Source organism: Streptomyces sp. AA4 (assembly GCF_000158875.1).
In the GTDB taxonomy this organism is placed as follows: domain Bacteria; phylum Actinomycetota; class Actinomycetes; order Mycobacteriales; family Pseudonocardiaceae; genus Amycolatopsis.
Map to the genome: position 1 here is coordinate 5,617,851 of NZ_GG657746.1, position 12,034 is coordinate 5,629,884.

Consider the following 12,034-nt stretch of genomic DNA (forward strand, 5'->3'; position numbering starts at 1 on the left):
CTACGACATCCGTCCCAGCGGCGAACAGCCACGCCGTGTTCGCTCGACCTCGCAACATGCTGCGGCAGCAGTATCCTTCGATCGAAACGGCACCCTCCCGCAACTCCCGCGGCGACGAGACGCGCACCGAGCACCGGCCCCAGGCACCGGAGACGCCCGTCGGCATGGCTCTGTCGCCGCGGGTCGCCTTGATGCCCGCGACCCACCAACTAGCCACGCACGTCCTTAAGGTATTCGAACAGCTGCGATCGCACTGACGGCCTGGCCGGTTTTGAAATTGTGTGATCGGGGCGGCACGCAGCCACAGTCATCCGGCCCCGTCGACGATGCGGTCCTCGTGCCCCAGCCACTCATCGAGGCCGACCGTGCGGTAAATGTCGCGCGGCGTCGTCGCCACGGCGCTTTGTGGAAATCACCGAAACCAAAGGAATTGATCTGTCCACAGTGGATGACTCCAGCCATCGCGATGGGTACGTCAAGAGGGCGGGGGGCGGCCCCCTGGAATCGGTACACCGTAGCTGCATGAGGCGGGCTGATCGGAGTCATGCCTTTCGTCGAGCTCCGTGAGGATTTTCGCTAGGGAGGCCTCGCAATCGCCAGGCGAGGCCTCATCCCCGATCTTAGTTTCGGATGCGGCCCGGAGTCACTACGTCGACAGTCGGTTCCGCCGACTCCTCGCTGCCAGCTCTGATAAGGGCGGCGATTCGCAAGCGCCGTCGGCGGGCTGGTAGCGGTGCGCTCTTCTTCCGCGATCGAGGAGAGGGGTGACGCCCCGTCCGCAACCTCGCTCCAGTATCGGCGGTCGCGCCGTACGGATACAAGCAAAGCTGGCCTCGACAACGTCCGCCGGGTGCTGGACCGCCGCCGGATCGTCAGCGGGGTACTAGCTGCGCACCGCGTCCTTTCGGTCGGTTAGAAGTGCCGCATCGTCCTCCACCCGCACCAGAACCCCGGCGTTCCACGTCACAGGTCGTCCTGCTCCATCTGTTCCAGCAACTTCGCCTGCGCCAGGTCGCGCCGACCTAGTGACTGCTTCCGGCACTCCTCCCCCCTCGGGACCGCCCTGCAAACCCTGGACACGACCCTCGGCGTGCTTCATACTCACGGGAATAAACTTGTTGGTCTAATTCGAGGAGGCGACTGGGTGTCCGCCACGCATGGGCAGGCTCGCCGGCACGAGGCCGTCGATCTGCTGACTCGGGACCCGGAACTGGTCACCGAGGCTCTCGACCGATGGGCCGCCGCGAACGGAGCCAAGCGCTTCCTGCTCGACGGCGACAGCGGCCGGGAGTGGAGTTACCGGGAATTCGCCGACGCGACCGGCGCGATCGCGGGGAACCTTGCCGCGCACGGCGTCGGCAAGGGGGAACGCGTCAGCGTGCTGCTCGCGGACCCGGTCGCGACCGCCTTGTGGATGTTCGGCATCTGGAAGGCGGGTGCCGTCTACTGTCCGATCAACCCCGCATACACCGGGAGCTTGCTCAGCTACCAGATCGACGACACGGCACCGCGCCTGCTGGTGACCGATGCGGCCCTGGTCCGGCGAGTGGCGGAGGCCGGCTCCGCCCTGCCGTCCGGAACAGAAGCAGTTCTGTGCTCGCTCGGCGAAACCGATGCAGCCGCTCCCGCGGTGCCCTTCGAACTTCTCGACGGCGCGCGCTTCCTCGGGCCGGCCGACGCGCCGGCGGTCGAGATGCGGTACAGCGACACCGCGAACGTCATCTACACCTCGGGAACGACCGGCCACTCGAAAGGGGTGGTGCAGAGTCATCGGTGGATGAATCAGTACACCTGGCCGGTGCGGCAGCTGACGACCGCTGACGACGTCGTCTACAGCGACCTGCCGATGTTCCACGTCGGCGCGGGGATCTTCAACGTCACCCGGGCCGCGTGGGCCGGGGCGTCGGTCGCGATGTGGCGCAAATTCAGCTCGTCCTCGTTCTGGGACCGGATCGCCGCGTCCGGCGCCACGAGCGCCACGCTGATGGGGGTGATGGTGCCGTGGCTGATGAGCGCGCCGCCAGGGCCGGACGACCGGAAGAACACTCTCAACAAAGTGCACATGCAGCCTCTGCCGCACGACCACCTCGCCGTTGCCCAGCGATTCGGATTCGACTACGCCACCACGGGATTCGGGCAGACCGAGGCCGGCGTGGCGATGTTCGGCCTGGTCAAAGAATGCGAACCGGGCGAGGGAACTCCGCCGGACCACTACCGCGGTTTGCGCCACGACCAGCTCGAAAGCCGCATGCGCGAGGCCGGGATCCCGGTCATCGCGGGTCCGGATTTGGACGCGCGCGGGCCGATGGGCGGCCCCAGCCCGTTTTTCGAGGCCGCGGTGCACGACCCGGCGGACAATCCGTGTCCGCCCGGCACTCCCGGCGAGCTGGTGTTGCGGCCGAAAGCACCCTCCGTCCTGGCGGACGGCTACCTCGGCAAGCCCGAACACACCGTGCACGCCTGGCGGAACCTGTGGTTCCACACCGGCGACGCGGTCTGGAGACGAGAGGACGGAATGTGGTTCTTCCTCGACCGGATGGGCGACCGGATCCGTCGCCGCGGCGAGAACATCTCCGCCCAGCATCTCGAGGAACTGGTCTCCGAATACCCCGGCGTCACGTTGGCGGCGGCCGTGCCTGTTCCGAGCGCGGACGGCTCCGAACACGACATCGCCGTCTGCGTGCAAGGCGATCGGCTCGACGCCGACGAAATCCTTCGCTGGGCGCGCGAAACCATTCCGGCGTTCATGTGTCCTCAGCACATTCTCGTCGTCCCGACGCTCCCGACCACTCCGACCGGCAAGATCCAGCGTTTCAAAGTGCGCGACCATGTGCTCGAGCAGGTCGCTTCCCCAGGAAACATCGGCGAAACGAGAAATCCATGACGACCTCTTCCACGGCCATGCCGCGCAAACTGATGGTCGCGGGCCTGCTCAGCAGCGCTCTCGAATGGCACGACTTCTTCATTTACGGAACCGCCGCCGCGTTAGTGCTGGGCAAACTGTTCTTTCCGTCCGCGTCCGGCGCCGCCGGGATCCTGATGTCATTCGCCACCTTCTGGGCGGGGTTCATCGCACGGCCGCTCGGCGGCGTCGTCCTCGGCTCCCTCGGAGACCGCATCGGCCGGAAGCCGGTCCTGCTGATCAGCCTGATCGCCATGGCCGCTGCCACCATTCTCATCGGCCTGCTCCCGACCGCCGCGACGATCGGCGTCGCGGCGCCGATTCTCTTGGTCGTGCTGCGGTTTGCCCAGGGAATCGCGGTCGGCGGCCAGTGGGGCGGCGCGGTCCTGTTGCTGACCGAAAGCGCCGGGCCCCGGCACCGCGGGCGCGCGGGAACCTTCGGGCAGATGGGCGCACCGCTCGGTTTCGTCCTCGGCAGCCTGGCCTTCATTTTCGTGAGCACCGCGACCACCTCCGAGCAGTTCTTCGCCTGGGGATGGCGCGTTCCGTTCCTGGCCAGCGTTCTCCTGGTCCCCGTCGTGCTGTTCATCCATTTCCGGATCGAGGACAGCCCGGAGTTCCGCCGGCTCAAGACGCAGGCCGCGGAGAAGGAAAAGGTGGAAGCCGCGCCGATCCGCGAACTCCTGCGCACGCACCCGCGGCTGGTCCTGATCGCGTCCGGCCTGCTGTTCGCGTGCAACGCGATGTCGTACGTGATCATGACCGGAGTGCTCTCCTACGGCGTCAATCACCTCGGCCTGAGCAAGAGCGATCTGCTGACCACCGCGTTGATCGCGGCGATGGCCATGATCGGCACGGTGTACGTCAGCGGGGCGCTGTCCGACCGGTTCGGCCGGCGCCGGGTGATCATCGCCGGATCGGTCGCCGTCGCCTTGTGGACGTTCCCGTTCTTCTGGCTGGTCAACACCGGGTCGATCGTCCTGGTCGGCGTCGCGTCGGTGGCCGGGTTCTCCGCCGCCGGGGTCACCTTCGGCCCGGCCGCCGCCTACATCGCGGAGCTCTTCCCTCCTCGGCTGCGATTCTCCGGTGCCACCCTGGCGTATCAGACCGCCGCGATCCTGGTCAGCGGATCGACGCCGTTCCTCATGACCGCCCTGCTGGAGGCGACCGGCACGTCGGCTTCGGTATCGGCCTTCCTGCTGGCCATGGCGCTGGTGACGCTGGCCTCTGCCTGGGTGCTCCCGGAAACCTTCTCCCCCGGCTCGGCGACCGGCGCCGACGCACCGTCGTCGCGCTCTGCCGACGACGCGTCGATCTGCTGACCGCCGAGAGCCGTTGACTGATCATGTACGCGAAACCAGACTCCCCTTGGTTTATACTGACTGGTATAAACCAAGGGGAAGGTTGCCGAGAACATGAGCGACGAGACGGTGGAGATCGGCTTGCGGGGCAGCGTCGTCCGCGATCCCGAGCAACGAGCAAGCCAACGCCGCGACATCCTGGCCGCCGCGGCGCGAGTCTTCGCCCGCAAGGGGTACGAATCCGCCACGATGACCGACATCGCGAAAGAAATGGGGGTCAGCAAAGGGATTCTCTACTACCAGTTCCGCAGCAAGCAGGAACTGATCGTCGCCACGCGGATCGCGGCGTCCGGGACGGAACTGGACAAGCTCGAGGAGATCGCCGCCCGTCCGGCCCCGGCGGCCGAACGGATGGAGGCCGCGCTGGCCAGCCTCGCCGCGACCAACTTCGACGAGTTCGCCCGGCACGTCATTCTCCTCACGACCAATCTCGGCCTCGACGCGGAACACGCGGCGCAGGTCCGCGAAGTCGAGCGGCGCTACGAACGCCTGCTCGCGGACCTGCTGGCCGAAGGCATCGCGGACGGGTCCTTCGTCGACGCCGACATCCGGCTGACCACGTTCACCCTCATTCGCGCCGCGCAATCGCCGGCGGTGTGGTTCCGCTCCGGCGGAGAACTCAGCCAGGAACAGGTCGTGCGCGGCCTGACCGAGCAGCTCATGCGCAGCATTTCCCAACCGCGAGCGGACGCTTCGTCGTAACGGCGGCCGCCGCGCCCCACCGCAGGCGGCAGCGCCCGCGGCTGTCCGCCGCCGCACTGACGTCTTGTCGCCGAAGGAGTCCACGACCATGTCGGAATCGAGTCCGGTCCTCATCGCCAACCGCGGCGAAATCGCTGTCCGAGTCACGCGGGCAGTGCACGAGAGCGGCGGGCGGGCGATCGCGGTCTACCCGGCCGACGACGCCGAGTCGTTGCACGTCCGTTGCGCGGACGAGGCGGTGCGGATTCCCGGCGTGGGCACCGCGGCGTATCTGGACGCCGAGGCGATCGTGCGCGCTGCGCGGGAGACCGGTGCCCGGGCGATCCATCCGGGCTACGGATTCCTCAGCGAGAACGCGGGGTTCGCGCGTAAGTGCGCAGCGGCCGGAATCCAGTTCGTCGGTCCCGCGCCGGAGGTGCTGGACCTCTTCGGCGACAAGGCCCGCGCCCGCGCGTACGCGATCAGTTGCGAGGTGCCGGTCTTGCCCGGCACCGGTGAGGCGACCTCGCTCGCCGAAGCCGAAGCCTTCGCCGCGCACCACGGCAGCATGATGATCAAAGCGCTCGCGGGAGGCGGCGGTCGCGGAATGCGCGCGGTCACCGACCCGGCTGCCACCGCGGAGGCGTACGCGGAAGCGAGCGGGGAAGCGCTCAAGTCCTTCGGCGACGGCGCGGTGTACGTGGAGAAGCTGCTGACTCGCCCGCAGCACATCGAGGTGCAGATCCTCGGGGACGGCACCGGCGAAGTCGTCGCGCTCGGCGAACGAGACTGCAGCATTCAACGTCGCCATCAGAAGCTGGTCGAGGTGGCACCCAGCCCCTGGCTGAGCGAGCCGCTGCGGGAAGCGGTCACCGCGGCCGCGCTGCGGCTTGCCGCCCGGGTTTCCTACGCCGGGCTGGGAACTTTCGAGTTCCTGATCGAGGAGAACGCCTTCTGGTTCATGGAGGCCAACCCTCGCGTGCAGGTCGAACACACCGTCACCGAGGAGGTCACCGGGGTCGATCTCGTCGCCGCGCAACTCGCCGTCGCGGGCGGCGCGACCCTCGCCGACCTCGGCCTGACCAGCGCGCCGAGCCCTCGCGGGCTGGCGATCCAGGTCCGGATCAACACCGAGACGCTGGACCACAACGGCTCGCCGGCGCCCAGCGCAGGGGTCCTGCGGCGCTTCGAGATGCCGTCCGGGCCCGGCGTGCGGGTCGACACGTACGGCTATGCCGGCTATCGGACCAGCCCACGCTACGACTCGTTGCTGGCCAAGGTGATCGCGCACGCCGACGACCTGCCGCACACCTGCGCACGGGTAACGGCGGCGCTCGAAGGACTGGCAGTCGACGGGGTGGCGACGAACGCCGATCTGCTGCACGGCATCGTGTCGTCGAAGCCCTTCCGGTCCGGGCCGTGGGACACCGGATTCATCGCAAGCCACCTCGAGCAACTGCTCGGCCACACCCGGCCACGTCTCGCCGTCGAGGAAGACGCCGGGCACGAACAGGGCGGCGGCGTCGAGGTGCCGCCGGATTCAGTTGCCGTGGTCGCGCCGATGCCCGGCGTCGTGCTGAGCTTGGACGTCGCCGCCGGAGACGCGGTCGGAGAAGACAGTCCGATCGCCGTCATCGAGGCGATGAAGATGGAGGTCGTTGTCCGCGCCACCGCCGGAATGCGCATCGAAACCGTCACGGCGCACGCCGGAGACGTCGTCGAAGCCGGCACCGTTCTCGCGTACGGGGCACCGGCCGACGCCGGCTCCGCGGAGGCACCTCCGGTCGATGTGGGCAGCGACGGGGATTGGGCGGCCGAGGTCGCAGAAATCGAGCGACGCCGCCGATCCGCGCTGAACATGGGAGGCCCGGCCAAGGTGGCGCGCCAGCACGCGAACGGCAAGCTGGACGCACGGCAACGCATCGAGGCGCTGGCCGATCCGGGATCCTTCGCGGAGATCGGGGCGCTGGCGGGCTTCACCGCTCGCGACGACCACAGCTCCGCGCCCGAGTTCACGCCGGCGAACTTCGTCGCGGGAACGGCGAAAATCGATGGCCGCAAAGCAGTTCTGGGCGTCGACGACTTCACCTTGCGCGCGGGTTCCGGGGACGCCGCGATCCACGACAAGCAGATCTTCGCCGAGCGATACGCGAACGAGATGCGACTGCCCGTCGTCCGCTTGCTCGACGGAGCGAGCGGCGGAGGCTCGGTCAAGATGATCAGCGAGGCCGGGTACACGTACGTGCCGGTGAATCCCGGCTGGGACGCCGTCGTGGACAACCTGTCCGTCGTACCCGTTGTCGCCGCCGGCCTCGGCCCCACGGTCGGCCTCGGCGCCGCCCGGATGGTCATGTCCCACCTGTCGATCCTGGTCGACGGGATCGGCCAGATGTTCACCGCCGGCCCCCCGATCGTGGCCGGCGGCACCGGCGAGCGCCTGACCAAAGAGGAACTCGGCGGAGCAGGCATCCACCGCCGCAACGGCGCCGTCGAGCGGATCGTCCCGGACGAACAAGCCGCCTTCGACGTCATTCGCCGTTTCCTCTCCTATCTGCCCTCCAGCGTGTACGAACTGCCGCCGGTGACCGCGTCGCACGACCCGACAGATCGCCGCGACGAAAGCCTGCTCGGCGCCGTCCCGCGCAATCCTCGCCGCGCCTACGACGCGACCGCACTCCTGAACGCGGTCTTCGACGCCGGCTCAGTGTTCCGGTACGCCGAATACGGCGACGGCACCCTGACCGCGTTGGCCCGGCTCGACGGACATCCAGTCGGCGTGATCGCCGCGGACCCGACCCTCGGAGCGACCATGTCGGCCGAAGGAGCCCTCGCCGTCACCCGCTTGGTCGACCTGTGCGAGACTTTCCACCTGCCGCTCGTCAGCCTGACAGACCAAGCCGGGATGACGATCGGCGCCGCGGCCGAAAAAGCCGCGACGATCCGCCACGGCGCGCGGGCGATCACCGCCGTCTACCAAGCGCGAGTCCCGCAGGCCGAACTGATCGTCCGCCGCGTGTTCGGTGTCGGCGGCGCGGGAATCATCAACCGGCACCGGGCGAGCCGAAGCTGGGCCTGGCCGTCCGGAACATGGGGATCGCTGCCGTCCCGAGGCGGCATCGAGGCCGCATTCCGCGCGCAGATTGAGCAGGCGGACGACCCCGCGGCCGAATTGGCCCGCATCTCCGACGAGCTCGCCGCGCTGTCATCGCCTTTCCGGACCGCCGAACGATTCGGAGTACAGGACATCATCGACCCGCGCGACAGCCGCCCGCTGCTCTGCGACTGGATTCACGACGCCTACCGGCTCTTGCCCGACAAACTCGGCAGGCCCTCCTTCGGCACCCGACCGTGAACGACGGCCCGTGCCGCGGCGATAACGACACCATGCGGCCGGGCCTGGCCAACCCAGACGACCCGAACGCGGCAGACCTCTGGGAGACGAAGGTGACGCGGACCCAAAGTGCGATGAGTACAGCTCCTGGTCGCCCGGCCAGCACACGATCGTCGCAGATATAACCGTCCAGACACAGGACACCGCGACCGCCAGGACAGCACGGCCCAGGTCAGCACACGCGCGGGCGGCCGCGACCAAGCTGTCCCACTCGAGATCGAACTCCCGAGCAGCTTCTTCCGCGCTGCCGGAACAAGGCTCCGCGACGAAGGACAGCACCTGGACCGGCTCCCTTGTCCTACGGGTGGCGTAAGCGCTGTCGAGCGCCATCGCCCTGGCCGCGAACCGGAACACGGAGCGCTCCCGGGCTTCCTGGCATTCATTCCTTCGTCACAAGCTCATCCTCGACCTGGGCTGCCGCGGTTTTGAGCAGTGCGACCCACTCTCGGACCGGGTCGGCACGGAAGCGCGTCGTCGGCATGGGCCAGAGCCATTGCGCCGTGCGCCGCCCCGTGCGGCCCCCACACAGCCACTCCAAGCGCCGTGAGGCCCTTCTCGGTGCGCTGGTCATTGATGGCGCCCCTGGCTCGGGCCCGGGACAGCTCGCGGTAAAGCCGACGAACGTCGACGTCCTCGTCACGGTAGAGCTCCACGAGTTCCTCTGCGGTCTTCGCGGCCAGGATGGCTCGAACACCGGCTGCGGGCCGAATTGCTGGACCGCACGTTGATCTGGAACGAGACTCACCTCAGGCATGCGCTTCGTGAGTACGAGCAGCACTGCAATCTGCATCGAACCCACCGATCGCTGGCTGCCGCGGCACGCATGCGAGCCCGACCCCAGGCACTGGGACCCGAGCGGATCGAACGCCTCGTGATACGCCGACATGACCGCCTCGGCGGAGTCTTCCATGAGTACAGACAGGTCGCTTGACCATGGACGTGGTTTTCGGCACGCACAGGGTCATCGCGGCAAGCAGGGCTGCGGGGCACCGCTGCGCCAGGACACCTGCTCGAAGTGCTGAGAGCAGGCTGATCTGGTTTCTGTTCCCGGGCAACAGGATCGACGGTCTCCGTACCTTACACCGCCGGCAGCGCGGTCGGCGGATGAAGGCCCGGCGGCAGCGTACGGAGTCCATGAACAGCGTGCAGCATGCGGGCAGCGGTTCCCGGATACGGATCGACGGGGGGGGTATCGCGTTGAGAACGAACGGCTGTCCCACCGCGGCGACAACCTGCCCGACAAACGCCCACCTGAAATCGTCGCCCACCAGCCTCACAAACGCGCCGACGGCAGTCAGCACCGCACCGAAAACCAGGGCAGGCCGGAGAAACCGGTCAAGCGCGATCCCCGCAGGGATGGCGACAACCACGTAAACCAGCGGGAAAACCTGTGACAGCCAACCGATCTCGCTGACGGAAACGCCGAAGTGCCGAGCGGCGTCCCCGGTGACCGGCGCGTAATTCACGAACAGCGCCTGGCTTGCGGCCGCCAGAAGCCCATAGGCAAGGAAAACCACCCAGCGACTCTTTTCGCGCTGATCAAGATATGGCACCACCGTGGTGACGGTTTTGCGCCGAACCCGTTCCCTGCGCGACGGGGCGTGAAGACCGAACGACTCGCCACGCTGGCGAGCGGTGCTTCGGATCATGACCGTGGCAACTACAACTGCACCTGCGGCGACAGCACGACGCGCTCGTCGCTGAGAGGTCGGCAACTCCGTCATCTGATTTTCCTTGTCGCTCGATCGTGAGGACCCACTGTCGCCATCGCGATCGCCCTTGGGTACGACACTTTGCACCCCGATTCGCGCAGCGCGGTGCAGCTGGCACCTTCGGATTGCTTCCGTGCCACCACGCGAAGGTGCTACGCGAGCTTTGGTGCATTTTTCTGGTTCATGCGCTGCTCAAGCACTAGCTACGCCAAGCCAGCATGTTCATGATCAGCAGACAACCCGATACTCGACGGCCTCAAATCCTCGCGACGCGCCGCGCACGACATGGGACTGGCAACTGAGACCTTTCAAAAGCCACGAACTCATCCTCATTGAGCCCAGCCAAGGAGTCGAAAACCTCATCCAGGAGCCGCTCCACCAGGGTCTCAAGGGAAGGTGGATTCACTCATCATGCGTGTGCATCCCTGCTTCATCCGCCGGCGAGGAGCTTCCGTGGGCACGCTGTAACGATCGGGCCGTGACGATCGACGTTCAGCCGTGCACGTACTCGCAGCAGCCGATCCGGTGAAATGGACCGACGCAGTCTCCGCGGTCGCCGCGCTCCTCGGCGTCCTCGTCGCGACCGGAGCCGGCGTTGTGGCATGGCGCGCATACACCGCTCAGTCCAGCAGCTCAAAGAACTCAAGCTGTGGGGTTCCAGAAGTCGCTCACCGGCGCTGACCAGCGGATTTACGCGGCCGGTTCGTACTCGTTGATCATGCCTCCGAGGAGCCGCTGTCGCTTGATCCGCTGAGAGTTCAGATCTGCCACGGGGTGGGTCGGCCGGGGTGGGCGAAGCTTGCGGGAACGGTGCGGCCGTCGACCGTTGTAATGCCGGACGTACTCGGTGAGGACGGCTTGCAGATGCCGCTCGTTGAGGATCAACATACGGTCGGTGAGCTCGGTTCTCGCCGTGAGCACAAACCGCTCGGCGTAGCCGTTCGCCCGCGGGCAACGCGCGGGAATCCGCACCGTCTCGATGCCTACGTCAGCCAGGACGGTTTCGAACGAGGCCGCGAACTGCCCAGCCCGGTCACGGACGAGAAATCGGAACTCGTCAACTCGATCGCCGAGCGCCACCACGAGGTTGCGGATCTGCTGCGTGGTCCATCTACCGTCCGGGTTCGTGGTCGTGCCGAGGACGTGGACGTAGCGGCTGCCGACCTCCAGTACGAAGAACACGTAGATCCGCTTCAGGGTGAACGCGCAGTCGACGTGGAAGCAGTCACAGGCCAGCATCGTCGAGGCCTGCGTGCGCAGGAACTGCCGCCAGGACGTGTCGGTGTGCCGGGCCGGCGCTGGGGTATACGCGCCCGCTTCAGGATCCGCCGTATCGTCGAGGCCCCGACCCGGTGGCCAAGCTTGAGCAACTCGCCCTGAATTCTCTTGTAGCCCCAGCTGTGGTTTTCTGTGGCCATCCGCTCGATCAGCCCGGCGATCGCTTCGTCGACGGGCGGACGCCCGCGCCGGTGTGGATAGGTCCACTTCGCGGCTACCAGCCGACGGTGCCAGCGCAGGATCGTTCCCGGGGCGACCAGCCGGTGTGATCGCAGCGTCGTGGGCATCAGCCGGACCAGCGCGGCGAACACAGCCCGGTCGGCCCAGTCCAGGCGAGGTTTCGGGTTGCTTCGGCGCAGTACGGCGACCTCGTGGCGCAGCACCAGCAACTCGATGTTCTTGGACGCCGACGAGCGACCGAACAACACCAACAGACCCAGCAGCCGGAGGAAGATCAGGTAGAGCAGACGCAGCGACATGCCCGGCGATCATGCCCTACCCGCCGAAAGAGCAATTGCCGCTGGTCAGAATGCATGATTAGACTTCTGGAACCCCACAGCCCCATTCGTCGAGCGGCTTGCACTGAACGGGCTTCGAGAGCCGGAATGGATTGGCCACGCCTCAGGACTCCTTGTTCTGGGTGATGGGTTCAGCAGCCGCGGTCGCGGACAGCTCGGATTCGGCCGCCGCCAGCGGGCGGACCGAGTTC

7 protein-coding genes are annotated in these 12,034 nt (G+C 67.3%); 4 read left to right on the top strand and 3 right to left on the bottom strand.

All coding sequences use genetic code 11. The features are described 5' to 3' along the window. The first annotated feature begins 1,144 nt into the window (after window positions 1-1,144). The 4 genes from SSMG_RS25720 to SSMG_RS25735 all read left to right on the top strand — a co-directional run bounded on the left by SSMG_RS25720 (window position 1,145) and on the right by SSMG_RS25735 (window position 8,296). Window positions 1,145-2,884, top strand: coding sequence for an AMP-binding protein (locus SSMG_RS25720; protein ID WP_009080830.1), 1,740 nt, complete (start codon window positions 1,145-1,147; stop codon window positions 2,882-2,884). Next, the gene (locus SSMG_RS25725; RefSeq protein ID WP_009080831.1) at window positions 2,881-4,224 is read left to right on the top strand and encodes an MFS transporter; all 1,344 of its coding nucleotides are present in this window, start codon (window positions 2,881-2,883) and stop codon (window positions 4,222-4,224) included. The genes SSMG_RS25720 and SSMG_RS25725 overlap by 4 nt, the downstream gene beginning before the upstream one ends. 93 nt (window positions 4,225-4,317) lie before the next feature. Beyond that, complete coding sequence (locus tag SSMG_RS25730; RefSeq protein ID WP_009080832.1) at window positions 4,318-4,965, top strand: TetR/AcrR family transcriptional regulator; 648 nt, start codon at window positions 4,318-4,320, stop codon at window positions 4,963-4,965. An 88-nt stretch (window positions 4,966-5,053) separates the two neighbouring features. Beyond that, window positions 5,054-8,296 carry a carboxyl transferase domain-containing protein gene (locus tag SSMG_RS25735; protein ID WP_037714862.1) on the top strand — a complete coding sequence of 1,081 codons (3,243 nt, stop codon included), beginning with the start codon at window positions 5,054-5,056 and terminating at the stop codon, window positions 8,294-8,296. A 785-nt stretch (window positions 8,297-9,081) separates the two neighbouring features. Here the strand turns inward: SSMG_RS25735 and SSMG_RS45595 are convergent. From SSMG_RS45595 to SSMG_RS47185, 3 genes are all read right to left on the bottom strand, one after another. Continuing rightward, entirely contained in the window at window positions 9,082-10,059 is a 978-nt protein-coding gene (locus SSMG_RS45595; protein ID WP_158688089.1) for an MFS transporter, read from the bottom strand. Window positions 10,060-10,737: 678 nt separating this feature from the next. Next, entirely contained in the window at window positions 10,738-11,286 is a 549-nt protein-coding gene (locus SSMG_RS47180; protein WP_037714865.1) for an integrase core domain-containing protein, read from the bottom strand. Next, entirely contained in the window at window positions 11,241-11,804 is a 564-nt protein-coding gene (locus tag SSMG_RS47185; protein ID WP_234392749.1) for a helix-turn-helix domain-containing protein, read from the bottom strand. The genes SSMG_RS47180 and SSMG_RS47185 overlap by 46 nt, the downstream gene beginning before the upstream one ends. Window positions 11,805-12,034: the final 230 nt, after the last annotated feature.